22 protein-coding genes are annotated in these 25,979 nt (G+C 56.5%); 9 read left to right on the top strand and 13 right to left on the bottom strand.

Going from position 1 to position 25,979, the window contains the following annotated elements:
• Positions 1-48: 48 nt before the first annotated feature.
• From GOW72_RS14595 to GOW72_RS14585, 3 genes are all read right to left on the bottom strand, one after another.
• Complete coding sequence (locus tag GOW72_RS14595) at positions 49-1,218, bottom strand: ABC transporter substrate-binding protein (protein WP_170367335.1); 1,170 nt, start codon at positions 1,216-1,218, stop codon at positions 49-51.
• Positions 1,215-1,799 (bottom strand): ANTAR domain-containing response regulator, encoded by a 585-nt coding sequence (locus GOW72_RS14590; protein ID WP_170367334.1) that lies wholly within the window; start codon positions 1,797-1,799, stop codon positions 1,215-1,217. Before GOW72_RS14590 ends, GOW72_RS14595 begins: the two co-directional genes overlap by 4 nt.
• Before the next feature lie 339 nt (positions 1,800-2,138).
• Positions 2,139-3,233, bottom strand: coding sequence for a tyrosine-type recombinase/integrase (locus tag GOW72_RS14585; RefSeq protein ID WP_058281578.1), 1,095 nt, complete (start codon positions 3,231-3,233; stop codon positions 2,139-2,141).
• A 353-nt stretch (positions 3,234-3,586) separates the two neighbouring features.
• Here GOW72_RS14585 and GOW72_RS14580 point away from each other — a divergent pair, with 353 nt between their 5' ends.
• The 4 genes from GOW72_RS14580 to GOW72_RS14565 all read left to right on the top strand — a co-directional run bounded on the left by GOW72_RS14580 (position 3,587) and on the right by GOW72_RS14565 (position 7,941).
• Complete coding sequence (locus tag GOW72_RS14580; protein WP_131726293.1) at positions 3,587-4,021, top strand: helix-turn-helix domain-containing protein; 435 nt, start codon at positions 3,587-3,589, stop codon at positions 4,019-4,021.
• Positions 4,022-5,002: 981 nt separating this feature from the next.
• Positions 5,003-6,565 carry an arylsulfatase gene (locus GOW72_RS14575; protein WP_170367333.1) on the top strand — a complete coding sequence of 521 codons (1,563 nt, stop codon included), beginning with the start codon at positions 5,003-5,005 and terminating at the stop codon, positions 6,563-6,565.
• A gap of 127 nt (positions 6,566-6,692) precedes the next feature.
• Positions 6,693-7,082, top strand: coding sequence for a DUF4345 domain-containing protein (locus GOW72_RS14570; protein WP_170367332.1), 390 nt, complete (start codon positions 6,693-6,695; stop codon positions 7,080-7,082).
• Between the two features lie 91 nt (positions 7,083-7,173).
• The gene (locus GOW72_RS14565; protein WP_342355388.1) at positions 7,174-7,941 is read left to right on the top strand and encodes a DUF302 domain-containing protein; all 768 of its coding nucleotides are present in this window, start codon (positions 7,174-7,176) and stop codon (positions 7,939-7,941) included.
• Between the two features lie 277 nt (positions 7,942-8,218).
• Here GOW72_RS14565 and GOW72_RS14560 read toward each other — a convergent pair whose 3' ends face one another.
• Together GOW72_RS14560 and GOW72_RS14555 are read right to left on the bottom strand one after the other, a co-directional pair.
• A complete protein-coding gene (locus GOW72_RS14560) occupies positions 8,219-8,869 on the bottom strand; it encodes a class I SAM-dependent methyltransferase (RefSeq protein ID WP_170367330.1) in 651 nt (216 codons plus the stop codon).
• Between the two features lie 22 nt (positions 8,870-8,891).
• A complete protein-coding gene (locus GOW72_RS14555; protein WP_170367329.1) occupies positions 8,892-9,716 on the bottom strand; it encodes a sterol desaturase family protein in 825 nt (274 codons plus the stop codon).
• A 166-nt stretch (positions 9,717-9,882) separates the two neighbouring features.
• Between GOW72_RS14555 and GOW72_RS14550 the strand changes: the two genes are divergently transcribed.
• The 3 genes from GOW72_RS14550 to GOW72_RS14540 all read left to right on the top strand — a co-directional run bounded on the left by GOW72_RS14550 (position 9,883) and on the right by GOW72_RS14540 (position 13,751).
• Positions 9,883-10,923 carry a helix-turn-helix domain-containing protein gene (locus GOW72_RS14550; protein WP_170367328.1) on the top strand — a complete coding sequence of 347 codons (1,041 nt, stop codon included), beginning with the start codon at positions 9,883-9,885 and terminating at the stop codon, positions 10,921-10,923.
• 39 nt (positions 10,924-10,962) lie between these two features.
• Positions 10,963-11,850, top strand: a complete 888-nt coding sequence (locus GOW72_RS14545; protein ID WP_170367327.1) for a sterol desaturase family protein — start codon at positions 10,963-10,965, stop codon at positions 11,848-11,850.
• A gap of 497 nt (positions 11,851-12,347) precedes the next feature.
• On the top strand, positions 12,348-13,751 hold the full coding sequence (locus GOW72_RS14540; protein ID WP_170367326.1) for a pyridoxal phosphate-dependent decarboxylase family protein: 1,404 nt from the start codon (positions 12,348-12,350) through the stop codon (positions 13,749-13,751).
• Between the two features lie 257 nt (positions 13,752-14,008).
• Here GOW72_RS14540 and GOW72_RS14535 read toward each other — a convergent pair whose 3' ends face one another.
• Both GOW72_RS14535 and GOW72_RS14530 read right to left on the bottom strand, forming a co-directional pair.
• Complete coding sequence (locus GOW72_RS14535; protein ID WP_170367325.1) at positions 14,009-14,599, bottom strand: isochorismatase family protein; 591 nt, start codon at positions 14,597-14,599, stop codon at positions 14,009-14,011.
• 18 nt (positions 14,600-14,617) lie between these two features.
• Positions 14,618-15,346, bottom strand: coding sequence for a pirin family protein (locus tag GOW72_RS14530; protein WP_170367324.1), 729 nt, complete (start codon positions 15,344-15,346; stop codon positions 14,618-14,620).
• Between the two features lie 90 nt (positions 15,347-15,436).
• Between GOW72_RS14530 and GOW72_RS14525 the strand changes: the two genes are divergently transcribed.
• On the top strand, positions 15,437-16,366 hold the full coding sequence (locus tag GOW72_RS14525; RefSeq protein WP_170367323.1) for a LysR family transcriptional regulator: 930 nt from the start codon (positions 15,437-15,439) through the stop codon (positions 16,364-16,366).
• Between the two features lie 320 nt (positions 16,367-16,686).
• On the opposite strand, the gene GOW72_RS14520 is transcribed toward GOW72_RS14525, so the two are convergent.
• The 6 genes from GOW72_RS14520 to GOW72_RS14495 form a co-directional block, all read right to left on the bottom strand.
• Positions 16,687-17,865, bottom strand: coding sequence for an acyl-CoA dehydrogenase family protein (locus GOW72_RS14520; RefSeq protein WP_170367322.1), 1,179 nt, complete (start codon positions 17,863-17,865; stop codon positions 16,687-16,689).
• 192 nt (positions 17,866-18,057) lie between these two features.
• On the bottom strand, positions 18,058-19,077 hold the full coding sequence (locus GOW72_RS14515) for an AraC family transcriptional regulator (RefSeq protein ID WP_170367321.1): 1,020 nt from the start codon (positions 19,075-19,077) through the stop codon (positions 18,058-18,060).
• 128 nt (positions 19,078-19,205) lie between these two features.
• Entirely contained in the window at positions 19,206-20,390 is a 1,185-nt protein-coding gene (locus GOW72_RS14510) for an acetyl-CoA C-acyltransferase (RefSeq protein ID WP_170367320.1), read from the bottom strand.
• Complete coding sequence (locus GOW72_RS14505) at positions 20,387-22,507, bottom strand: 3-hydroxyacyl-CoA dehydrogenase NAD-binding domain-containing protein (protein WP_170367466.1); 2,121 nt, start codon at positions 22,505-22,507, stop codon at positions 20,387-20,389. The genes GOW72_RS14510 and GOW72_RS14505 overlap by 4 nt, the downstream gene beginning before the upstream one ends.
• A gap of 11 nt (positions 22,508-22,518) precedes the next feature.
• Positions 22,519-23,205 (bottom strand): dimethylsulfonioproprionate lyase family protein, encoded by a 687-nt coding sequence (locus GOW72_RS14500; RefSeq protein WP_058277181.1) that lies wholly within the window; start codon positions 23,203-23,205, stop codon positions 22,519-22,521.
• On the bottom strand, positions 23,202-24,806 hold the full coding sequence (locus GOW72_RS14495; RefSeq protein ID WP_170367319.1) for a fatty acid--CoA ligase: 1,605 nt from the start codon (positions 24,804-24,806) through the stop codon (positions 23,202-23,204). Before GOW72_RS14495 ends, GOW72_RS14500 begins: the two co-directional genes overlap by 4 nt.
• Positions 24,807-25,043: 237 nt before the next feature.
• Between GOW72_RS14495 and GOW72_RS14490 the strand changes: the two genes are divergently transcribed.
• Positions 25,044-25,967 carry a LysR substrate-binding domain-containing protein gene (locus GOW72_RS14490; RefSeq protein ID WP_170367318.1) on the top strand — a complete coding sequence of 308 codons (924 nt, stop codon included), beginning with the start codon at positions 25,044-25,046 and terminating at the stop codon, positions 25,965-25,967.
• Positions 25,968-25,979 lie beyond the last annotated feature (12 nt).

Here is a 25,979-nt window from a genome sequence, read left to right as displayed (position 1 = left end):
TGCAATGCAGCATAATTTGACGCTGCAGTGCAAAAAAATTAGGCGCACTTACTGGGAAGGCTCAAAAATCCGACTGTCGAAAAAGACGTTTTGCGGCAACATCAGCTTGCCGCCCGGGCCGGACACTAGCGTCGGATCGTTGCCGGCACCCTCGGGTTTTTCAGATTCGGCGGGCATGACAACACCGATTCCCTGCAGCTCGCGCCGATACAGGTCACTTTGGAACACATCGGCTGCCGTACGCTCGGCATCTGACGGATCCAGTCCATATCTTCGCGCCATGTGGTGCGCGATCCATTTGGCCTGACTGCGCCACGGAAAACCCGTTGCGCCTTCATGAAAAGTGACAAACCGGTCGACCTGACGCTGGTCTCCGCGCGCTGAAATCGCAAATTGTCCGGTCAATGCCCGGTCGACCAGGTCCGCGGGAACATCCAGATAGAGCCTCTGCGCCAGCATCTCCGACGCCGTGGTCAGGCTTTCGGGATTTGAAAGCCACCGGCCTGCCCGCCAGATCGCCCGCAGCAATGCGCCCGTCAGATGTGGTTCCGTCTGCGCCCATTCCGTTCGCACGGCCAGCACCTTTTCAGGGGCGCAGGACCAAATCGCGTTTCCCGGGAGCAGGAGCGCACCCACCCGGTCATCGACGGAAAACGACCCCCAGGGCTCACCCACGCAAAAAGCATCGATCTCACCGGCGGCCAGGGCCTGGGCCATCAGCGGTGGGGGAACGGTGCGGATCTCAACCTGGGTCGAGGCGAGTTCCGTGCCGCTGACCCAATATCGCAGCAGTTCCACATGCATGGAAAACGGAAACGGAACCCCGAAGGTCAGCGTTCCACCGGCCGCTTTTGCCAATGCCGCTCCGGCCGCAGTGGCGTCGCTGAAATCGAAGGCATAGCCATTTTCGCGCAGCCGCGCCTCCAGTTGGCGGCCAACGCCGATCACGTTTCCATTGACCGACAGGACCGATACGGCCGAAAGGGGCGTGACGATCCCCCCAAGCCCCAGCGCCATGGCCACCGGGACAGGGGACAGTAGATGTGCCGCATCAACATGTCCGAAGGCCAGCATGTCCCGCAACGAGGACCAGGACGGGGCGGGGCGCAGGTCCAGAGAGATGCCCTCGGCCTGATCATATCCCATCTCGTGCGCCACGATCAGTGGGGCCGCATCGACCAACGGCATATAGGCCGCTCGGAGCGAGACCGCCCTCATGACAGCAGCCCCGAAGCGGTCACCAAAGCCTCGGCAACATCGGCCACCCGACGATTCTGATTCATGGCGGTCTTGCGCAGCAGGGCATATGCTTCATCTTCCTGAATGCCCTTTGCTTTCATCAACAGCCCTTTCGCGCGGTCGATCACCTTGCGCTCTTCCAATGCGCGTCGGGTTTCCGCCAACTCGGTCCGCATCTGGCGCAGTACTTGGAAACGGGCGATGGCGGTGTCGATGATGGGCTTGACCCTTTCGGGATGCAGACCGTCGACGACATAGGCCGAGACACCTGCTTCGACCGCAGCTTTGGACAGGCCGCCTGCAGCCCCGGATACGAACATGGCAACCGGCCGCTCCATCGGGCCGGAGGCGGTTGTCAGTTCTTCAAGCATGTCCCGAGATGGATTGTCGATGTCGATCAGAACGACATCGGGATTGTGGACAGCAATCTTGCTCGGCAATTCAGACACGCCATCGATCACCTGCGCCTCGACGCTCCCCGCCGCTTTCAGGGCCTCGAGGATCGCATCGGCGCGGTCCGGGTTCTGTTCGACAACAACAACGGTCAACGTTTGGTTCATAACATCGAACTGACCAAGCAGGCAGAGCGAGGCAATGCCACCCTCGGAGCGCTGCGTTCAATTCCCTGGAAAGCGCCTATCTAGATGGCAGATCGTGCGCGGATGCCGAATAATTCAGCACGTTGCTGCCCCGGACATGTTTGGAGATACGACCAACCAAAAAAGGCGCCACAGGGCGCCTTGTTTTATTGGTCGGAGTGAGAGGATTCGAACCTCCGACCCCTGCCTCCCGAAGGAACGGGCCTGACTTTAACCCATTGTAATTATTGTAATGTACTATCATTTCACTGTTCCTTTGTTCACGTTTGTACCGATCTATATCCGGAAACGATCTGGATATCAGATTGCATCCGCCGCTCCTCTCTGGTGATCAGGGTGATGATGCCCATAGTTCTTCTCAAGCGTTTCGTGGGTCATACCCAGGAAGCCGCAGGCGTCCCACTTGGGCGCCCCCTTTTGCATTAGCCAGGTCGCACAGGTGTGCCGCAGAGTGTGTGGAACGACTTTTCGGTCCCCCTCGGTCTCCAAGCCTGCCGCCACAACGGCAGTCCTAAATGCGCGTTTGACGTTCTGCAGTGACTTGCCGCGATGGGTGACTACGAATTCGTCTACCGGAAACCGCCTTCGTCGGCATAGCAGGTGCTTCTTCAGACGCGCAGGCAGCCTAGAACTCGGGCGTTCCTTTTTCGTGCGGCGCCGTCCAACGGGGTTCCAGTAGATGATGTTGCTATGAAAATCGATATCAGACCAGCGCAAGGATAGGATCGCCTCCTTTCGCTGGCCGGTCAGCAATCCGATCCTAAGAAACAGAGTCAGGTGCTCAGTCTTTGACTCGGTCGGCACGCCATCCTCCAGAGGCGTATCGAAGCTCCGCGATACCCGGATTAGCCTTAGCGCTTCATCACATGTCAGGAATCGGATACGACCCTCGGGTTTCGGAGGTAGTCGGACCGTTATTTTGCGCGTGATTAGCTGATCTTCCTCGGCACGCCGGATAGCAGTGGAGAGCAAACTGAGCTCCCTTCGCAAGGTGCCGTCCTTCAGCCCCTTGTCTCGACGGCTCTTCCGGCGTTTCTGGCAGTATTCTTTAATGAGCACATCGTTGATATCGCCCACGGCATAGCCATCAAAAAACCTGATGATTGGCTTTGCTGCATTGGCCAAACGCTCCGGGTCAGTAACGTCGTCAAATCGCTTCGCCAGATAGTGCGAAACTGCGTCAGTCACATAGAATTCGTGTGGCTCGACCGCGCGATCCGGCCTGAAGCGCCTTAGCTTCCATTCTGCGAAGTAGAGTTCAGCCTGGTCGCGATCCCCAGTGCCAGTCGAGTGCTCACGGCTGCGTCCCCCTTCGGTCCAGTAGATGTACCAATTGCCATCGGCGAGGCGTTTTCGGTCGCGTGCAAGGCGGGGCGGGGTCGGTTTGCGGGGCATGCTTTCACCGTAAATTGATCGAGGTATCGTTCCCACGCACCATTGGGAATCTTGGGGTTTCGTCGGCCTGGGGCTGTATAAATATGATCCAGCATGTCTTCGCGGATTAGATAGCGAACGTTTGAAACGGGGATGCCCACTCGTTCAGCTAATTCCCTTGGTGTCTCGAGAATTTTTTGCAATTTCAACTCCTCAATGACTGCACACATATCGAGGCAAAATTTTCGTTTTGCGTTCAGATCGAAACAAAACTACGATAATGCTACCTAAAACGAACTAAATGCCTCTATGAGCGGTTACATTGAATAGAGATAACCATAATCGTGGTCAATGCAACCACAAAAAGGTACATCATGACTGTTCCTGACCTAGGGGTGCGCCTTGCGGCTGTCCGAACCGAGGCGCGTCTGTCACAAGAAGAAATGGCGCAACGACTTAGCATCAGTCGAAGTGCATATCAGTACTATGAACGTGGCCAACGCGACCTAACCGCCACCCTACTTCTGAAGGTTTATGAAGAATTCGATGTCGATCCGCTCTGGATGCTCGAAGGGGACACTGCTGAAGGCAAAAGCCGCCGACATTCGGAAATGGCGCATGCCTATCGTAAACTTGGAATCGCAGTTGAGCACAGAATAATTAATCGCGGCCTTGTTGTAGCACCCGAAAAGAAATGGGACGCTATAGATTTTCTTTTCAAAGAAGCTCTGAGCCCCGAAACGATTGAGGGCCTTAACCAAGTGCCCGATATAGCCAGAATTGACACCATCTTAAGGTTAGTCGCTTGATGTTAGAGAACGAAGTTTTGCGAAAAGCCGAGCAATTGAGGCCGCGCAAAGTGGGCGTGTTGGGCAAGGTAGATAGCATCCTAGAAGAGACCCAACTTGATGCACCGTACCAACCTGGAAGCTCCAACGGAGTTAGGCCGACTAGAGGTTGCCCGAATGCCACGGAATGTGAGGCCTGCGGAGGGATTGAGTATCTTTCTAGAGAGTTTTGTCGTTGCGGCCATTATTTACGTGGCCAACTAGAAGACGAGTACTTGTCATGGGTGCGTAGGCTGGAGCATGAGGTTGAGGAAATATCTACGGATTATTTGCAGAAGCAGAAGAAGTTGAAAAAAGGTTTGATGCTTACAATTCTTCTTCTCACCCCTCCGATAGCCGTTCAAGTTACCAGCCCAGATCTGCTAGGGCTTTTCGCGTACCTTTGGATACTAGCCGGGCTTGTTGTTGTGTGTATTCTTGCGTTTATAGAAGCAAGACTTGCGCGCCCAACCAATGATGCTACTGAATTTCTGCAAAACTCCTCTCTCCAAGTCTATCTGGAACACAGAAATCTAATCTTGAACTCAAGTCCGGATGCTTCTGGATAGACTGGTTCCCTCAAAAGTATGATGGAAGCATGAGTTTTAGTTCTATCGATTTATTTGCAGACTGCTGCGGCCTTTCGCTCGGGCTTAGGATTTGCATTCCCTGGAACTTGTACTTCAACATTTGGTTGCAGCGCGTGTTTGCCCTGTTAGGATCATTGAAAATAAGAGATTTTTTCAGGCTAATATTCAGCGCCTCGACAGGCTCGTTGAGCCCTGACCTGCCATTGCTAAGCCATTTGAACTCTGCGCCTGCATACGTCCGGTAAGCGGACTTTGCGGCCGAAGAAATGACTTAAAATAAAGTGCTGAGCCTAAAAAGTTAACAAAATAGACTGTTCCTCCAAGCCGATGTTTTTCCTATCGTTGGTAAGAAATAGCGTGTCGGGAGGTCTAAATGAACAAGCTTGTCTCAGTAGCGGGCGCGGTTTGCTTTGCTTTCACTGGAGCTTGGGCCGACGAAGATACCCCGCCCAACATTCTTGTCATCATGGCAGATGACGTAGGTTGGGCGAGCGTCGGCGTTTACCACGGAGGTGTCAAAAGCATTGAGACGCCGAACTTGGATCGCCTGTCGTCTGAGGGTGCTCGTCTCACAGATTATTATGCCGAGCCAAGTTGTACCGCCGGTCGATCAGCCTTCATGACCGGACAGTTGCCTATTCGGACTGGTATGCACACGGTAGGGCTGCCGGGGGATCCAATAGGGTTAAATCCAGATGATCCGACGCTTCCAATGTTCTTGAAAAAGTTGGGGTACACGACGGGCCAGTTCGGTAAAAACCACTTGGGCGATCTCAACGAGTTCCTACCGACTACAAAAGGTTTCGACGAGTATTGGGGTTGGCTCTATCACCTGAATGCTATGGAATATACGTCTGATCCGGATTGGCCAGACGACCCAGAATTCAACGCGCAATTTGCGCCTCGCAACATCATTCATTCTTTTGCAACAGAAGAAGAAGACGAAACAGTCGACCCGCGTTTTGGAAAAGTCGGGAAGCAGCGCATCATAGATGACGGGCCTGCGCCTCCGGAGCGCCAAAAGACTTTGGATGACGAAGTGACATCTTACACGAAGGACTTCATTTCTCGTGCAGTAGAGTCGGACACTCCGTTTTTTGTCTGGATGGCTCCAGCCCGTGCACATGTTTGGACCCATCTTAGCCCAGAATACGAAGCTATGCTGGGCAATGGGCGTGGACTTCAGGATGTTGTCATGAAGGAGTTGGACAACAACGTTGGTAACGTTCTCAGCCACCTTGAGGATCTGGGAGTTGCCGATAATACCATAGTGATGTTCACCGCCGACAATGGCCCGGAAACACTGACGTGGCCCGATGGAGGTACGACACCGTTTCATGGGGAAAAGGGTACTACCTGGGAAGGTGGCTTTAGGGTTCCTGCGATTATTCGCTGGCCTGGCAAAATCCCTGAAGGACAGGTTTTGAACGGTATCTTCAGCGGCATGGATTGGATGCCAACACTTGTAGCCGCGGCGGGAGGCCCCACAGACCTAAGAGAAAAACTCTTAGAGGGTTATGAAGGGTACAAAGTACACCTCGATGGCTACAATCAACTATCTTACCTTACCGGTGAGGATGCAGAGAGCAATCGCCGCGAGCTGATTTATTATCAGGGTACGGATCTCCAAGCCGTACGCTACAACGATTGGAAAGCGCACTTTGTCGTTCAAAACCACGGCTGGTCAGGCCCGAAGGAAGAGTTGGTCGCCCCGCTGCTTTTCAACCTTCGCCGCGATCCTTACGAGAAAGCTGCGGAGGAAAGCGGGATGTACGTCCGCTGGATGGGCGAGAAAATGTGGGCATTCGGTCCAGCCGCCCGGCTAGTGCAGGCGCATCTCGCTACCTTCGAGGAGTTCCCTCCGCGGGGGAAGCCGGTAGCCAATCAAGACCATGTTGAAGAACAGACATCAACCGAAGGCGGCATCTCTCAGTAGAAAAAGCGAGGCTTGCAATACGCCCTTCTCACCGCAGCGTGGGCATCCGGTTCGGATCTTCGGATGCCCCAAAAAGCCGATTAGGAATTTCGCAACAAAGCGACACCTCTACGAGAAGGAGTCCTCCATGAGTGCCAGATTAGTCCTTCTGCTTGCTGCCGTCGGCCTCGTGCCAATTGCGTTATCATATGGCCTGATGCCGGGTAGTTCGATCCCAGTTTTGCTGGGATTTCCGGTGGAAGGCACGAACCAAACCCACGTGTTCCGAGCGATTATGGGTCTTTACATGGCAAACGCGCTGTTTTGGTTGGCGGCTGCTTCGAAACCAGAGTTACAACGCCCCGCGCTGTGGGTTCTATTTTTGTTTATGTCAGGACTGGCCGTTGGGCGCATACTAAGCATCCTTATCGATGGAGTTCCGAACGGGGTACTTCTCTTTTATCTTGCAGCCGAGATAGCTTTTGCAACTCTGGCGGCGGTTTCTCTGAAAAAAGTACGAGGAAACAGGAAGTGGTAAAATGGTGAGGTCTGGCTTTGTTTTCTCGATGATCGCAACTTTATCAGTTTCGGCATCCGCTTTTGCACAATCTTCATCTGTCCAGACCACTGTGGACGAAAACTTCTTAGAGCTTGAGACTGCCGTTTCCGAAGCGGGAGCTGCTCCAATTGCATCGATAGATCACGCGCGCCTGGCCAAGGCCGAAGGCGTCGAAATGCCAGCATCTCGTGTACTCGTTTTCTCTGATCCAGAGGTAAACACACCTATACTGGAGGAGAACATACGTGCAGGTCTGGACCTTCCTTTTCGCGTTCTCTCATTCGATCAGGATGATCGCCCGCAGATCGCCTATACAGACTCTCAGTTTCTCAAAGTGCGGCATGGTCTGAATGACACCCAAGCGTTAAATACATTTGAGAGCAAGCTGCTCGAAGTCCTGAACGACTTGGATGCAGCACCAGGGCCGACTAACGGATTGTTTGCCGACTATGGGGTTATCGAACTGCGATCTCAGCTCAGCGTACCAAAGGCAGTGGAACGTCTCAGTAAAGCAGTGATGGAGCAGGACGATACTGTGTGGTTTGGGAAAATCGATTTTGCGACCGAAGCGTCCCAACTGGGGGTGGACCTGCCGGAGGCGGTACTTTTACTGTTCGGCGGACCAGCGCCCGGTGGTGTGGCTATGGCGGACTTTCCGGCAATTGGTTTGGATGCCTTTTGCCAAAAACTATTGGTTTACGCGAATGAAGAAGGCGGCTCCGTAGTCATTTTCAATGACATCGCTGCCTTGGCAGAGTTGCACTACGGTTCTTCAGCCGAAGCTCATCACGGTTTGAACAAACGGCTGACGGATACATTTCGGACGGCAATTGAGTAGCCGCTGCTTAGAAAACGCAATAGAAACCCAATAGCGATTGGCTGTCTTTTCGTCGTCAGCCTTGGGCTCTCTGCCGCCGTTGGGGCAAACGCAGCATCCCACCGGATGCCGCCTTAGCATCCCTCATAAACGGCCCTGAGCCGACCTTGAACCTGGGTCCACGTTTCTGCGTTTGCAGTCCGCATTCCGGTAATTCGCTGCACGCGCAAAAGATACCACTGCTGCTGCTCCAAAGGCGCGGGATAGAATGGTCTTTTCTTTCATTGACCAAAGAGCTTCAGCCTGCATTGCTGTCCATCCTTTCGGGCTTCACCGCCACGCTCCAATGCGTCAGACGCCCGGCGATGGTCTCGGTAAGCGTATCGGGCGGACGATACCCGACCCGGCAAAACGCCTCTTCAACTTGCTGAATATTCGGGAAACGGTAGACGGTGTCGGGGAAGCCGTTCACAGCCCGCTTGTCGGCCGTTGACCGATAGCAAAGTACGAAGGTACCGCCGGGCCGAAGGACGCGAAACGCCTCGGCGATGTGGGCCGACGGGTCCGACCAGAAATAGATCGTGTGCACCGATAGCGCTTTGTCGAAGCGATTGTCCGAAAAAGGCAGTTCTGACGTGTCCGCGCAGTGAAACGTCATGCGGGTGTCCCAGACAGCGTCGCGGTTTCTGGCGCGGGCACGCCTCAGCATCACCCCGGAGAAATCCACACCTGCGCTGTCCGAAAGGCGCACCATTGCATTAGCCGAGAACAGGGTTTCGCCGTGGCCGCAGCCGATGTCGATCAGGCGGTCGCCGTCTGCGAGGTTGAGCAGCTGCAAGGCGCGTTCGTTTTCTGGGCGTGTTTCTCGCGCCATGACGCGCGCAACGAGTACGCCCAGCAGTCCTGTTGGTCGGCGGCTCTGACGGGCGATGAATTCTGGGTTTGTCATCTCTGTCACTCCTTTGGCGATGTCACTCGGAGGTTTCGGAAATGCGCTGCGGCGCACGGATGCGCGGCGATGGGATGGGACAGGCGACCTTTCGAAAAGCATCGTGATAGTCCGGATGTTCTGTCCCCATCAGCCGGTCCCACCACGTGAAGTAGAGGCCGAGATTGTAGCCAGCATGGCCATGATGCAGATCGTGATGGGTGACGGTTGTCATCCAGTCGAACAGCGGTCGGCCGTTCCGGTTGGCCGGGAAAAGCTCGTACCCCGAATGTCCGATCGCGTTCCGCAGCATCATATGCGTAACAAAGATCAGGATGGCCACAGGATGGGCCGGCAGAACAAGCAGGATCAACGGCAGATATATCGCGTTCGCGGCCGCTTCACCCAGGTCAAAGCTGTAAGAGGTGAAAGGCGTCGGGTTATGCGAGCGGTGGTGCAGCCGATGAAACCGCCGGTAGAGCGGCGGATAATGCAACAGCCGGTGTGACCAGTAGAACCATGCATCATGAGCCACAATCAGGACCGCCGTGCTGAACACCAGATAGGGCCACCCAATGGTCTGGATCTCAGTATAGATAGGCACGACTCCCGCCTCGGCCCCCAGAACGATCAGCGTGCCGTTGAGGGCAAAGACCAGTACCGTCCGCAGGCTCGCGAGGATTTCACGAACGATTTGCGCACCCGGCGGTGAGTCGGCCCGGATTTTGCGCGACCGAAGGCGCGCGGCCAGCGTCATGTTCACGATCAGATAGACGCCGCCAGCGCCAATCGCATATCGCAGGAAGTCCGTGGCGAGCACGCCCGAGAATATCCCAGCGAGGTAGCTGTAAATGCATTGATCTTCCATGATGGTCTCCAGTCTGAAATGCTGACCGAGAGTTTCGGGCCCATCGGAGGTTTGCGCTTGCCATCTTTGGAAACCGGTTGGTTATTTCCGAAATCGGCGAGATTTCTTCGGAATCGGCGCGTCGAAGCCGGTTGACCGCCTCACCGGTCTGGGTTTCGCTCGTCCCATGCAGGACCTGGCAGTAACATTGGACCTTTTGTTGAGGGGCGGCGCGGTGACGTCGCTGGTGATTTGCGCGCTGATCTTTCTGGCCAATCGCACTGCCTGGCCCAGAGGCTTGTCGGTGCCCGCACTCTGTCTTGGACTTGGCGCTTACTTGCTTGTGTCGTCGCCGAACCTTGGAATCTCCGAAACCTGGGTGCGAAACGTACTTGTCATGATCGCCGGAGTGGTGCCGGTTCTAACGATCTGGGCCGGAGCGGAGATATTCTTGGACCGCCCGGTTTATCGCCCCTGGCATGGCGTGGTGGCCATCATTGTCGCTGGCGCGGCCTGGCTTGCGCCGGTTCTGCCGGCTTTGTCTGTCCTTCGAGGCATCCTTGTCGTCTTGCTCTATGCGGGATTGCTCTACATCGCGCTTTCTACCGGCGTCGGCGATCTGGTCGAGACCCGCCGCCGGTTTCGAAGGTGGTTCGTTGCGTTCATGGCCCTTGCTGGCCTCGGTATCTCGGTGGTCGAATTGTTTAAGCTCGATGCGGATCTGCCACAAGTGATGTATCCGCTCCATGCGTCGGGATTTCTGGTGCTTACGGGCCTGTTCTTGTGTTGGGCGACCCGGATCGCCCCCGATCTTTGGCCCCCTCGCCAAGAACCCAACCCGGGCACCGCCGCGCCCCTTTCGAACGCCGATACTGCGGTTCTGCAAAGGGTTCATGCGGCGATGGCGCAAGGTATCTGGCGGAAGGAAGGTCTGACGGTTTCGGCGCTCGCGGCGGCGGTGGATGCCCCGGAACACCGGGTCAGGCGTGCCATCAACCGCGGGCTCGGGTATCGCAACTTCGCGCAGTTCGTCAATGTGCACCGGATCGAAGCAGCCTGTGTGATCTTGTCCGATCCCGCACAAGCAGACACACCGGTTCTGTCAATCGCCTACGACGTCGGTTTCGCGTCCGTCGGGCCGTTCAATCGCGCGTTTCGCGAGAAACACCAACAATCCCCGACTGAGTATCGCAACCTGCATGGTGCAATAGTCGCCGAGAAATTGTAACATCTCAGCGGCGACCAGTAGTCGAGAAAGTCAGTTTCCATGTCCGACTCAATGCTCGCAGCAGAGCCAGCCATCCGCCTCGTCGCTTTTCTGGGCGTTCTGGCTGCGATGGCGCTGTGGGAAGTTGCAGCACCCCGGCGCAGACGGGATATTCCGCGCGTTCTGCGATGGACAAATAATCTGGCGCTCGTGGTGCTTGACACGGCCATCCTGCGGCTGACCTTTCCGATCCTCGCGGTTGGCCTTGCGGTGATGGCCGAAGAGCGCGGATGGGGGCTTTTCAACAACGTGGATGCGCCAGTTTGGGTCGCCATCGTGGTCTCGATGCTTCTTCTCGACCTTGCGATTTACCTTCAGCACGTGATGTTCCACGCGGTACCGGGGCTCTGGCTGCTGCACCGGATGCATCACGCCGATCTCGATTTCGACGCCACCACGGGCTTGCGGTTTCACCCGGTGGAAATCCTCATCTCGATGGGGATCAAGCTTGCGGTCGTTGCAGCCGTAGGGCCGCCTGCTGTCGCCGTGCTGCTGTTCGAGGTCATCCTCAACGCGACGGCGCTTTTCAATCACGCCAACGTTGATCTTCCGCGCCCGGTGGATCGTATGCTCAGATGGATCGTCGTGACCCCGGATATGCACCGCGTGCACCATTCCGTCGATCCGCGTGAGACCAACTCGAATTTCGGCTTCAATTTACCGTGGTGGGACCGGCTGTTGGGAACTTACGTCGCGCAACCTACGAAGGGGCACAAGGGTATGGAGATCGGTATCGAGCAGTTTCGCACACGCCGCGACCTTTGGCTCGACCGGATGCTCATTCAGCCCCTGCTCGGCCCGGCGAGCGGAGGTGCGCTCGACGCCCGAAGCCATCGGAAGCGATCATCATCCGCCTCATCCGAGCAAACCAAGCCAAGCACCGAATAGTAGACTGAAAGTCTTGAACCAATGACCTTTTTCGGCGCAATATCGTCGTCAGTCAGTGTGCGGCATTCGTTAAAATGGGTTCCAACGGCCCAGAGCCGACATCCAGGGCACCGCTCGGATGCCGCATCGGCAGCCCGCATTGCCGCCATTCGCTGCAGCCGCAAAATTTGACCTGGTTCGAACTCTCGGATCGCGGACAAAGTGGACCTATCGAGTTCAAGGCGCGATCAATACTTCGCGCTCAAGTTCCATTGCAAAGCCAAGCGGCAATCCAGACACGCCTAGCCGACATTCGTCACAACCCGCCGCCGCATGCAGCGGTCGCCAAAGCGGCCATTAGCAACCAGATGCAGCATTTCTATCCAACCAATGCCTCGGCCGGTGCGAAACGCTCTTTGGCCACATGTAAACAAAGGCATTCCGGTGCAATCCATGCTACCTTCCCACGGATAGTATTCTGGTAGCGGGTATTTGAGATGGGACGAGTGCGGCGAGGTTTGAGTGAAGGGCAGGCGCAAGCTTTAGAGGCGGCCTTCAAGGCAGCCAAAACCTACCGCGAGGAACTGCCAAATGGGCCGGCCCGGCCTGTCTTGGGACTTGGTGAAGCTGCCAGCCGCTTTTTGGGCCCTCTTCCTGAAACGGGGGTGCCGGAAAGTGAGGTAATCGGGGACATCGTGCAACTTTCTGAAGGCGGTCTGCACAAAATGGCGGGGCCGACCTTCTTCGGCTATGTCCTCGGCGCGTCGCATCCCGTCGGTGTAGCCGCCGACATTCTGGTATCAGCCTGGGGGCAGAACGCGGGCTCATCTTTTGAAACGCCTGCAATAACCGGAATGGAGCGCGCTGTTTGCAACTGGGTAATAGAGTTGCTGTCACTGCCGCCCGAAAGCGGAGCCGGTCTTGTGACCGGCGGCACAGTGGCAAACATGGTTGGCGTCATGGCCGCACGCAATGCGCTGCTGGCTGCCCAGGGGTGGAATGTTGAAGCTGACGGGCTGTTTTCGGCACCCGAGATTCCCGTTTTGATCGGGCAGGATGCGCATTCCGCCCCATTCGCTGCCCTGCGTTATGCTGGCTTTGGCGCGGGCCGGACAAACATCGTCACGGCGGACGGCGAAGGGAGGATAAAGCCGGATGCGTTCCGGGCTGCCCTGGACAGCTGCAGCAGCCCGCCGCTTGTCATCCTGCAGGCAGGTCAAATAAACACCGGCGCCTTCGACCCGTTTGCCGAGCTCATCCCAATGGTGCGCGAGCGGAACGGCTGGGTTCATGTGGATGGTGCTTTCGGGCTCTGGCTCGCTGCTGTACCCGAACTGGCAAACCGGTTGGAGGGGGTTGCTGAAGCGGACAGTTGGGCGATAGACCTGCACAAGTGGCTTAATGCTCCATTCGATGCTGGCATGGTTATCGTGCGCGACCGGGCGCCGCTCGTTGCGTCAATGTCTGCCCGCGGCGCCTATCTCCCGGAAACAACAGAGCATTGGGAACCAAGTGATTCAACGCCGGAACTCTCCCGGCGTGCAAGAGGTGTCCCGAGCTATGCGATACTTCGGCACCTTGGCCGGACGGGAGTTTGCGAACTGGTAGCACGCCATTGCCGCCTGGCGGAGCGAATTGCCCGAACGGTTTCGAACGAGCCCGGCCTGACAGTTCTGAACCAGATCCACAGCAATCAGGTCGCAATCTGCTGCGGCGAGGGGCCGGATGGCAACGATCTGACCATGCGGGTCCTTCAGCGCGTTCAAGACAATGGAAAGGTATACCCTACCCACGGCGAATGGGCGGGTCGGAAGATCATTCGAGCCTCTGTAATCGGATACGATATGAGGGAAGAGGATGCTGATCTTCTGTCATCCGAGATCATTGAAGCTTATCGTCTTTGTGCTGCTGGCGTTTTCTGATTTGGCCAGAAATTTTATTGCTGCAGTCAGGCATTAATGAGCTTCAATGGGCTCGAATGGGCCATTCGGTGTCACTGCGAGCAACCCTTCGACCCGCCTGGCACCCCCTGCGCAGCCGGCCCATAGCAGCCGTTTTCAAGCTCCTTTTTTTGCCTGATCGGGAGCTTTTTCTCGAAGTTGGCAACACCTGCGAAGTTCAATGGCCGCCCCATGAATGAGGCGGCCGCTCTCGCATTACTTTCAATGAGGCAGAGAGCCTATCCGCGGCTCAGGATTTCCTCGCCGAGGATCTGCATGATTTTCTGTCCGGCCTCGCTGGCCCAATTGACCGAAAGTTCCGCAAGCAGCGCGCTGGTTGTGGTGAGCTCGACACCGCCTCGCTCCATTTTGCGGAACGCCATCTCATCCGTCAGCGCAGTGGGAGACCCGGAAGCATCAACCACTGCGGTCACGGCAAAGCCCTCTTCGGCGGCACTGATCGCAGGCGGGGCAAGACACACGTCAGTGGTTATGCCTGCCATGATGAAATGCCTGCGCCCGGTGTTGCGGCAGGCAGCGGCAAAGGCGCTGTCATCCCAGCAGTTCACCACGCCAGGGCGCTTGATCCGCGCGGCGAAGGCATCCGGGGCAATCTCTTCCAGCGCGGGCATCAGCGGCCCCTGCATGTTGTCTTCCATGCTGGAAGTCAGCACCAGCGGCATGCCAAGCGCCGCCGCCGTCCGCGCCAGGGCCCGTGTGTTGGCTTCGATCAGATCGCGGTCAACGGACTTTGCCCAGTTCATGGTGCCAACCTGATGGTCGATCAGAACAATGGCTGCGTTTTCGGGGGTCACTTTTTTGGAGGTCATGTTGATGTCCTTTCCTGGTTAAGAGATTTCGGATGCGGGCAGTTCGAAGATCAGGAGCTCAGCGCCGGCTGCAGCCTCAACCGCCACGTCCCCGGCACGGAGCAGTCCCAGCCCATCCCCTTTCCTGAGGGCGCGGCCGGCAGCAGTTGCCTCGCCTTCGATCATAAAGATGTAGAGGCTGCGGTCAGGGCTGGACGGGCTGAAGTTCAGCACGCTGCGGCGGTCGAAGTTGCCGTAGCTAAGGCGCACCTCCTGCTGCACGACAAGTGAGTCCTCGGCGCCGTCTGGCGACAGCACCAGCTGGAACCGGTTGCTGTGGTCCGAGGTTTCCAGCTCCTTGCTGGAATAAGTCGGCGCCAGGCCTCTGGCCCGCGGCTCGAACCAGATTTGCAGCGCACGCATTGGCTTCGTCCGCGAGTTGTTCACCTCGTTGTGCAGGATGCCTGTACCGGCGGTGATCACCTGAAGACCTTTCGACTTCACAGTACCGTTGTGAACGGGCACCACCGGATCGATATGCGAAACCTCTCCGCTCACCATGAAGGTGACGACTTCGACATCCCGGTGCGGATGCAGGCCAAAGCCTTGGGCGTCCGGTGCAAGCGTGCCGTCGTCAATTGTGATCAGCGGGCCGAACCGCCGGCGCCCTTCTGCAAGGTGCGGCTTGAACGACAGATGCGCCTGCATGAAGCCGAAGTCCTTGAACTCACGGGTCGCGGCGGGGTGATAGACCATCTCCGTCTGCATTTCTCATCTCCTGGCCTGTTCGCTGAGATAGAATTTAGGGATCTCTTTCGTTCTGGAAAATGATCTGTTTGTTAACTACTGTTCGGATTTATGAACGATAGATTCTATTCCTGCGCCAAGGCCCTGGTGGCCACTGTGCGCGCCGGGTCGATGAGCGCGGCAGCTGCGGAGCTGAACACCACGAAGTCGGCGATCAGCCAAAAGCTGGCGTTGTTTGAAGCCGAATTGGGGCTGGTCCTGCTGGACCGGTCTGGGCGGGCGGTGGCCCCGACCGCGGCTGGGCGCAGAATTTTCGAGATTTGCGCAGGCCCGGTGGATGTAGCGCTTGAGGCCGAGGCGCAGCTTGGCTTCGTCCGAAGCGGGAAGATTGCAGGACGGGTGTCAGTCTCAGGACCCAACAGTCTTCTTTGCACCGTGCTTGTCCCGCTTCTGGCAGGCCTTCGGTCCCGCTACCCGGCTATCGAACTTGAATTGCATGCCGATGATTCAAAATCGGATTTTGCGGCAGAGGACATAGATCTGTCCTTCAGAACCGGCCCTGCAGATAAAAGGCGGTTTATTTCGGCTGCCCTGCCGTCCGCGCAGCGCGCGCCTCTTGCCAGCCCGGCCTTTGCAGAATGGATGCCCCGTCTCTCTCGGCCTGCTGATTTGGCCAGGTTGCCCTGTGTATTGCGCACCCAAGAATCCGGCAAATGGGCGTTTCGAAATAAGGAAGGGCAACAGGAGATCATCGAGCCGACGATCGGCCTGCGCGTCAATTCGATGGAGCTTGCATTTGCAGCTGTCCTTGCCGGGCAAGGAGCAGCACTGCTCCCGTCCTTGCTGACAGAGGTGCATATTCAAGCTGGCAATCTCGTGCGCCTGATCCCTGACTGGTCTGCCGATCCAGTGGCACTGACTTTGCTTTGCCGTCCTGAACGTTTGGCTGCTCCCCAGGTTGCGGCGGTACGGCGCCATATCCTGGATGCATGCGGCAACAACGGCTTCCTGGGGACAGAGCTTCAATACGAGAAAGTCTAACAGCTTACCAAAGCTCGGTTTGGCACCGTGACGATTAGGCCTGCCTCCCTCCAAGTCAGCCGATAGGAACGGCCCATTCCGGACATTCACCGACTGGTCGACCTGCTGCGGCGCGGCCCGTCGAACCTGCCATTCGCTGCAAATGCAAAATCTCGACGTCTGCGAATTCACAGGATGCGGACAAAGTGTGAATTCGCTGCGTTTGCACCAAGGTCTGAAATATCGAGTAACCGGCCGCATATGCGCGGCTGGTCTTTCAGTTTTACCGATCTCTGAGGAGATTTTCAGGTCGGTTCCGTTTCTCCGGCGGGTTGGAATGTTCAGCCGGTCTCACCAAATCCTTTCGGTACTGGCAGATCAGGCAAGGTCGCCGCTCGTTTTTGCAGGGCCCGCCCGATAACTACACGGCTGATTTCGGTTGTCCCGTCCACAATCCGCAGCATTTGCGCGAGGCGGGACAAACGATCCAGACCATAAGGCTGCAGCAGACCCATGCCGCCCAACACTTGCGTACAGGTGTTCGCAGCCTTCACTGCGGCATCTGGCACAAACCGTTTGGCATGAGCGGCCATCAGAGGGCCTTCGGGCGTGCCAAGGGATTCTGCCGCCTTTCGATAAAGCAGCTTGGAGGCTTCAAGATCGGTTGCAACCTCGCCCAGCATCCACTGGATCCCGTCCAGATCGAGGTTCTTGCCACCAAACATCTTGCGGTTCTTGGAATAGGACAGCGCCGTATCCAATGCAGCTTGCATCAATCCACAGCATCCTGATGCAATCGAAACGCGGGCAATATCGATCGCCATGAGTGAGCCTTGCAGGCCCTGGCCAATGGGTAGGATGATATTGTCTTCGCTCACCACGACTTTGTCCATGTACATCTCGGCCAGAGGCAGGAAGTTGTAGGACGGGGTGTCGTAGAGCGGACCAAAGCTGAGGCCCGGAGTGTCGGCCGGGATGGCAATCATCGCCATATCCTTGTGGCCGGGCTCATTGCTGGTCTTGACCACCGTGAAATAGATATCAGCCTCGGTCGCCAGGCTGACCCATGCCTTCGCACCGCTGATCGTCCATGTGCCGTCGTCATTGATCACGGCTCGCGAATACATGTTTGTGGCATCCGATCCGGATTGCGGTTCGGTCAGTGCAAAGTTCGCCAGTTTGCGGCCCGAGGTCAGATCCCGTGCCCATTTTTCCTTGAAGGTATCTGTGCCATAACCGCAGCCCGCGAAGGTGCAGATGTTATGCATCGACAGGGCAAAAGCATAAGCGCCATCTCCGAGCCCCAGCTGTTCGTAGACCTGAATGCCCTCTGAAAGTGGCAAGCCCTGGCCGCCAAACTCTTCGGGGGCGTAGAGCCCGGTCAGGCCAGCGGCCCCGGCCTTGTCCGACGCATCACGGGGCCATATCTTCGTGGCGTTCCAAGCGTCCACATTGGGCAGGATGACCTGCTCGGCGTGGTCGCGTGCGGCCTGGAGTATGGTGGCGAGTTTGTCTGACATTGGTGGATCCTTTCAATGGCGATTGTTCTCAGATGACGCCACAACCCGGCAATCGTGGATGGCCAGACTGATGAGCTATGAAGGCGAAACTTCAGCTGAAAATGCTTCTATGCGGCAAGATTTAGCGAGCCAGCCCGTTAAGCTCTATCTCGTGTGCTGACAGATAATTGTCCAAAAGTGACAAATGGCCGCTTATGTATGTGATTTGCGATATGCGCTGGGTGTACTGCCGGTCCAGCGTTGAAAGGCCCTGTGGAAATTGGCAGCCGAGGAAAAGCCGACATCATGTGCGATGGCCTCAACGCTTTTGCGTCCCGCTTGTAGATCGCGGATCGCGATGTCGCGCCGCAGGGCATCCTTGATCGCCTGAAACGACGTCCCATCCGACTGCAACCTGCGGATCAGGGTGCGCGGGGTCATGTGCATTGCGGATGCTGTCTGGGTCAGGGTTGCCGCGTCCCATCCCGTTTGGCCCAGATACGTGCGCACCCGCAGCGATTGGGTGTGTTCGCGGGAAGAGGTAAAAATCCAGTCTCGCGGCGCGTTTTGCAAAAACCGGTCAAGATCAGCTGTACTTCGAGTCTGCACTGGACCCAGTGCATTCGGGTCAAACGCGATGGCGGTGGCGGGTTGGCCAAACCGTAGCGGTGCGGGAAAGATGATCGCGTAATCCTGATCAAAGTCCGGGCGGTCAAATGCGAAATCGACGCCCCTGACCGGAACCTCGTGCCCGGCCAACCAAGACAAAAGCCCGTGGGCAAGTTTGAGGATCAGCATATGTCCAAACCGCTGAAGCGGCACGTCACCTTGTGGTTTCAGGGTAAGCACCAACGCGTTGTCGGCGTCCTCCAGATCAAACTGATAATCATCCAGCAGCAAGTTCCAGAACGTTGAAAACCGGTAGAGCGCCGATGCAAGAGACGTGGCTTCCCTGACAGTGGTCAGAAGATGTTGTAGGGCCCTCGGCCGGACGGGTCTGCTCCAAAGCCCCATCATCTCATCACCGGTCTCAACTGCGGCAAGTTGATAGAGGCAAACGATCTGATCCAGCGTGACGCGACCATTCGGCGAGCGCGTATCCGCGTTCAGACCGGACCGGCTAAGCAGCGACGCCATCTGCGCCTCTGGGCACAGGGCACGCAGCGCCGCCAGCCAGTCATCGACAAACTGGCTGGAAACCGTGGAAAGGATCGTTGGCGTGACATTGGTCATAACGCCTCAGGAGGTATCACCAATTCCGGTCGATATGAAACGCAGGCTTGCAGATGGCGGCCTTCGCAGATGACAGAATGTCAATGTCTCAACCAGATAACGCTCTGCTTGAACTCATTTCAGTGGGGTCAGGCGACTTCGAACAACGCTGTGGCCCCCATGCCTCCGCCAACACACATGGAGGTCACCACGTATTTTACGCCACGACGCCTCCCCTCAAGCAGAGCGTGCCCGACTTGTCTCGCACCTGTCATGCCGTAGGGGTGGCCAATCGATATCGCACCGCCGTTCACGTTGTAGATTTCGGGATCGATCCCAAGGTGGTCGCGGCAATAGAGAACCTGGCAGGCAAAGGCTTCGTTAAGCTCCCAAAGGCCGATGTCTTCGATGCGAAGACCTGCATTCTTAAGCAGCTTTGGAATGGCATAGATTGGGCCGACCCCCATCTCTTCCGGTGCGTTTCCTGCAACAGCCATGCCGCGATAGATACCTAGCGGTGTGAGGCCCCGCTGCTCAGCCATTTTGCCTTCCATGAGCACACAAGCCGAGGCACCGTCAGAAAGCTGGCTTGCGTTTCCGGCAGTGATCACGCCTCCTTCGACAACCGGGTTCAGCTGGCCAAGTGTTTCGGCCGTCGTACCCGGCCTGTTGCCTTCGTCTTTTGACAAGGTCACTTCTTCCAGGGTTTCCTCTCCGGTTTCGCGATTCTTGACCCGCTTTATCGCAGTGATCGGGACAATCTCGTCATCAAAGGCGCCAGCAGCCTGAGCCCGGGCCGTCCGACCTTGGGAAAGTGCAGCATATTCATCCTGGGCGTCACGACTGATCCCATATGCCTGCGCCACATTTTCCGCCGTCATCAGCATCGGCATATAGGCATGTTCAGATTGGGCGATAACGTTTGGATCTTTCTCATCGCCCGCCCATTTCAGATAGGCATTCTGCAGGGTGGAAATATTTTCCTGCCCGCCTGCCACGGCGACATTCTGACCATCCACAATGACCTGCTTTGCAGCCGTCGCAATGGCCATCAACCCGGAGGAACATTGCCTGTCGATCGTCTGTCCTGCCACCGTATTGGGAAGGCCCGCCGCCAGCGCCGACAAACGAGCGACATTCATGCCTGCTGTCCCCGCCGTAAGGACCGATCCGATGACGACATCTTCGATCGAACCGGGGTCCACGCCTGCACGTTCAACAGCGTGCTGAATAGCGTGCCCCATCATGGTAGGGGATTTAATGTTGTTCAGCGCACCCTTGAAGGCAACCCCAATCGGGGTTCGGGCGGTTGAGACGACAACGGCTTCTCTCATGATTTTTCCTTTTTGGCATCAAAATACGCGGTAAGTGTCACGCCCGAGGTTGCGAGTTCTTCCAACAAAGGCGCAGGCGTGAACCACATCTCGCCATAGGCGCCAAGCGACTGCCGATAGTGGGTCATGCGTTCCAGAATCTGGCTTAATCCAATCTCGTCGGCATAGTGCATCGGGCCGCCGCGCCAGTTTGGAAAGCCATAGCCATTGACCCAGATCAGGTCGCAATCACCCGGGCGCGTTGCAATGCCCTCTTCAAGGATCAAAAAGCCCTCGTTGATCAGGGGATAGAGACATCGCTCAAGGATTTCCTGATCGTCGATGTCCCTGCGTTTCACGCCATGCAGGTCCGACAGCTCGGAACTGATTTGAACCATCTCAGGGTCTTCGACCCGTGTCCGTCCCTCGTAGACATAGCTTCCACGCCCGGTTTTCTGACCCAGTCGGCCCAGTTCAAACAACATGTCCTGCACGGCCTGGTATGTGGGGTCATGTGCGATTTCACTTCGCCGCTCCTGACGCACGCGGGCGCCCACATCGACCCCAGCCAGATCCGCCATCGCGTGAATGCCCATGGCCATGCCGAAGTTCTCAAGGACGTCATCCACTTGTTTCGGCGTCGCCCCCTCAAGAAGCAGACGAGATCCTTCGCGAAAGTATGGCTCCAGCATCCGGTTTCCAACAAAGCCGTAGCACACGCCAACCGTGACTGGGAGCTTCCGGATCTTCTTTGCGACTGTAATTGCCGTTGCGATGACCTCTGGAGCGGTCTTGACGCCGCGCACCACCTCCAGCAAGCGCATGACATTTGCCGGGCTGAAGAAATGGAGGCCAATCACATCCTCCGGGCGGGACGTGACCGCGGCGATTTCATCAAGATCCAATGTCGATGTGTTTGAGGCCAGTATCGCGCCAGGTTTGGCGTGCTGGTCTAGGCTCGCGAAAATTTGGTGTTTGACATTCATGCTTTCAAACGCCGCTTCAATGATCAGGTCGGCCTCTGCAAGGTCGCCGTAGCTGAGCGTCCCGGTGGCGTTGGATACGATGGACTCTGCCCGATCGGCACTGAGCCGCCCTTTTTGGGCCGCGCGCTGGAAATGCTCCCGGACCATTTCCAGCCCCTGTTCAAGCGCACTTTGCGTGGTTTCCAGAAACGTGACCCGATACCCCGCCTGAAGAAAGGCGATGGCAATGCCGCGCCCCATTGTTCCGGCACCAATCACGGCGACCGATGAAATGCTACGTGGTTGGTCAGCACCGGTAACGCCGGGAACCTTGGTGCATTCACGCTCTGCAAAGAACAGATGCCGCCCCGCGCGCGATTGAGGTGTGTCGAGCAGTTCAGCGAAACCCGCCTTCTCTTGTGCCAACCCCTCGGCCAGCGGCATTTCGCACGCGGTCTCGATGGACACCAAACATCGTTCAGGGGCGACAAGGTTTTTGGACGTGTGCGCTATCTGGTCTCGGAAACCCGTCAGATATCCCTTCGGATCAGGGTGTGTGACGGTCATATCCGCGCAACTGCGTTTCGGATCGCCCTCATGGCTGACACTTGTGGCGAAACCCAAAACATGCGCGCGAAAATCCTGGTCGTTCTCAAATAGTGCGTCGACCAGCCCACAAGACAGGGCATATTCGCCTTTCACGGGATCACCCGAGAGGATCATTTGCGTTGCCGCTTCCAGCCCGGCAATCCGGGGTAGTCGCTGGGTGCCTCCGGCACCAGGCAGCAGCCCCAGTTTGATCTCAGGTAGGCCCATCACGGCATCCGGCGTGGCGACACGGTAATCACAGGCAAGCGCGATCTCCAGCGCACCACCCATCGCGGGACCTGCTATCGCGGCGATAATGGGTTTCTTGCTGGTTTCAATCGTTTCACACAGGTCTGGCAAGTCCGGCTTGTCCCAAACTGCCCCGGTACGGAACTCGACGATGTCAGCGCCGCCGCAAAAGAGCGGCAGAGCCGAGCATAGAACGATAGCTTTGACCTGTTCATCGGCGTCCAACTCGTGGATGGCCGAGGAAAGCGCCAGTCGCATCTTGAGACCAAGAGCGTTCACTGGCGGGGCATTCAGCTCAATGAAAGCGACACCCTCGGTATGTTTAATGGAAATCATGTTTGGAAACCTCAATTGGACTGTTTGGCAAGATCTTGTTCGATCTCTGCCCAATCGTCGAAGTGGATTACATTGCAGGGTGAATTCACGTTCTCGAGCCAGACAAAGACGGAGATGAATGGCTGGTCATAGACCCGGGTGGCGTGGGGATCGCCCGCCGCGTTCCAGATAAGTGATCCAGCCGGATAATCCTGCCAGTCACGGGTGCCAAACCGCCAACCAGATTTCTCGGAAAGGTTCAGGTACAGTTCTGGCGCGTCGTGGTTGTGGTCGCGATACAGCGTCCTTGGTCCCAGCATGAAAATGCCAAGGTTGAAATCGAGATGGTGATATCCACATGCATCCGGCCCGATCAGCAGAGTATGCAGGTTGCACCTTGTGTATCCCTCTCCCAAATCGGCACCGGGGGGATAGAATTGGGCGTTGTCTTCGCGCCAGATCAGATCATCCTTGGCCGCTTTCAGACAGCCTGCGATTTCCTGCAATTCCGGGGCTGCAATCCCGGCGACAGCGTTCTTCAGAACCTCATCATGCCGGGTTCCTTGGGGAGGTAAGTCAATGAGCTTCTCATCGGACAGGTCCATGGCTGCCAGCTTGTCCAACGTCAGATCAACGCCGCGCGTGGCAGCTCTGTGAGCCTGCAGATAGGTGACAATGGATTGAATAAGCGCCTGAATACGGCGTTGTTTGTCTGTCATGATTTTAAGTCCGAGCGCGTTGAAATATCTTGCCGCACGAGTTTCTTGTCGAGTTTGCCGACGCTGGTTTTAGGTAGGCGGTCGACAAAGATTAATTCGTCTGGAACTGCCCATTTTGAGATCTCGCCTGCGTCAACCCGCGACTGGATTTCTTCCATGACTCTCAAGCGCACAAGATCCGGGTCGGCATCCTTTGCGGCTTGAGCGACCAACACTGGCCTTTCGCCCCATTTCGCGTGCGGTAGCCCGATTGCTGCGACGTCCTCAACGCCGCTGCAAGACGATGCTATGTTTTCCAGTGCCAGTGAGGATATCCATTCGCCGCCGGTCTTAATCACATCCTTGAGGCGGTCAGTAATCTGCAACGATCCATTCTCGCGGATATACCCAACATCCCCGGTATGCAGATACCCACCGTCCCAAAGCTCATCCGAGGCATGCGCATTATCCAGATAGCTTTGTGTCAACCAGGGAGCCCGAGCAACAACTTCGCCGGTTGTTTCGCCGTCATGTGGGACGTCCTGCATATCCGGTGTCACAACACGAAGGTCGACAAGAGGGCCGGGAAAGCCGGTTTGCGCCTGCATCTCGGGGTCATTGCTGGACAAATCGGCCACCGTCAGAAACGGACAGGTTTCGGACATCCCATAGGCCGCATGCAAGGATATGCCCGCCGCCGCGGCGCGGTCCTGCAGGCCTCGCGGCAAAGCGGCCCCGCCAATGATCACTTTCCATCTGTCCAGGTCAATTTGTGGGCAGCCCGGATGGTCGAGCACCATTGACAGAACCGTGGGCACGCAGTGTGAAAAGGTGACGTTTTCGTCTGCAATCAATCGCAAGATTGTGTCAGGGTCATATCGACCGGGATAGACCTGACGCAGCCCCAGCATCGTTGCGGCATATGGAAATCCCCAGCCGTGGACGTGAAACAAGGGCGTCAGCGGCATGTAGACGTCGCCGCGATGAAATCCGGCATTCCCGGGCCATGCGCCGAAACCTGCGATCAAGCCCAATGTGTGAAGGACCAACTGCCGATGTGAATAGCTCACCCCTTTGGGATTGCCGGTGGTCCCGGTTGTATAAAACAAGGTTGCCGTTTGGTTTTCATCGAAGTCCGGGAAGTCAAAGCTGCCTGGGGCTTTGCCTATCCACTCTTCATATCCTTCTCCGTCTCCAATCGGCACGATGGTGATGTCCCGATCAAAGCCCGATTTGATACCCTCAATGAGCGGCATGAAATCGCGGTGCACGATGATCAGATCCGGTTGCCCATGGTTGATCGTGTAAAGAACCTGAGCAGGAGATAGTCGCACGTTGATCGTGAAAAGGGATGCACCCATCATCGGGATCGCGAAAAAACACTCAAGATAGCGGTGGGTATCCCAATCCATGACACCGACGCGCATACCCTCATGTATCTCGCTCGCCTTTAGAGAATTGGCAAGTTGGCGCACGCGTTTGCCCAAGTCCGCGTAGCTCAGTCGCATTTCGGTGCCGCTGACGATCTCTTGGCTGGCTGACGCGAGCTGGGATCCGGCCAGCAAGTGTTTAATCAGCAACGGATAGCCATATGCATTTGGCGAAGGTGAAAGTGGTGGCATGAAGGTGGAATCCCATAAATTCTCTATCTGCTAATCTGGCATTTCTCACCCAGTTGAAGAATTGAAAGAAATTTCCTTTCATCAAGAAATTCTAACCGATCACATCGCACCGCGAATTGCGTGCTACCCCCTGACAGGTTATGAAAAAGAGTATCAATACCCTGCTATATTCGCGCCCGTCGTCGGATAACTCTGCTTGAGGGTAAGCAGAATTGATTTCATCGAGGAGATGCAGCAATGACCACTCACATGCCCACGCTGGTTTCACTGCGCGCTTTTGAGGCGGTGGCGCGTCACAAGAGTTTCCGAAAGGCCGCTGACGAGATTTGTGTGACGCATGCGGCAGTCAGCCACCAGGTCAAAGCATTAGAAACAACAATCGGCGTTAAATTACTGGAACGCACAAGCCGTTCGGTCGAGCTAACACCGGCTGGCGAGCAATATTACCCGCCAATACGCGAACACATTCAGGGAATCATCAAAGCCACTCGGCGCATCCAGACACCTGAGGAACCGGACGTGTTGCTCGTTCAGTCCTACGCAAGTTTCAATACAATGTGGTTACAGCCCAGATTGGCAGACTTTCTTCAGGATAATCCGGACACACGCGTGCGCATCGTCTCTACCTTTGAAGACGGTGATTATGACATGCACCGGTTCGATGTGGGCGTGTTCAACGCGCCACCATTTGACAAACGGTTTGACTATAGCCCCTTGTTCGAAACGGATATCTACCCGGTATGTGCTCCGGAGGCCTTGAAAACCGCAAGCGGTGGAATGCCGCTGGAAGAGCTAAGAAATTTCCTGTTGCTGAGTGTCCCAAACACATGGAATGAGCCGGATGACTGGGACTGCTGGTTGGATGCGGCGGGCTTAGATCGCGAAACGATGAAATTTGGCTCTGTTTTCGACAATTACCCGCTGGTCCGTGAAGCTGTTCTAAAAAATCACGGTATCAGCGTCGCAAGAGCACCGTTTTGCACGCGTGACCTTGAAAGGGGGCGCCTGGTCAAACCGTTTGATATTTCGGTGCCCGAGCCAGGCAGCTGGTATCTGGCGACGCAAAAAGAACGTGCACCCAACCCAAAGCTCGATACGTTTGTTGACTGGCTGTTCGAACAGATCGAAGCCGACCCAACCATGCGGCTATTTCGGGCCTGATCTGATGAATTC

It is taken from the genome of Ruegeria arenilitoris (assembly GCF_013032855.1).
In the GTDB taxonomy this organism is placed as follows: domain Bacteria; phylum Pseudomonadota; class Alphaproteobacteria; order Rhodobacterales; family Rhodobacteraceae; genus Ruegeria; species Ruegeria arenilitoris.
This window is presented reverse-complemented; position numbering and strand designations above follow the sequence as displayed.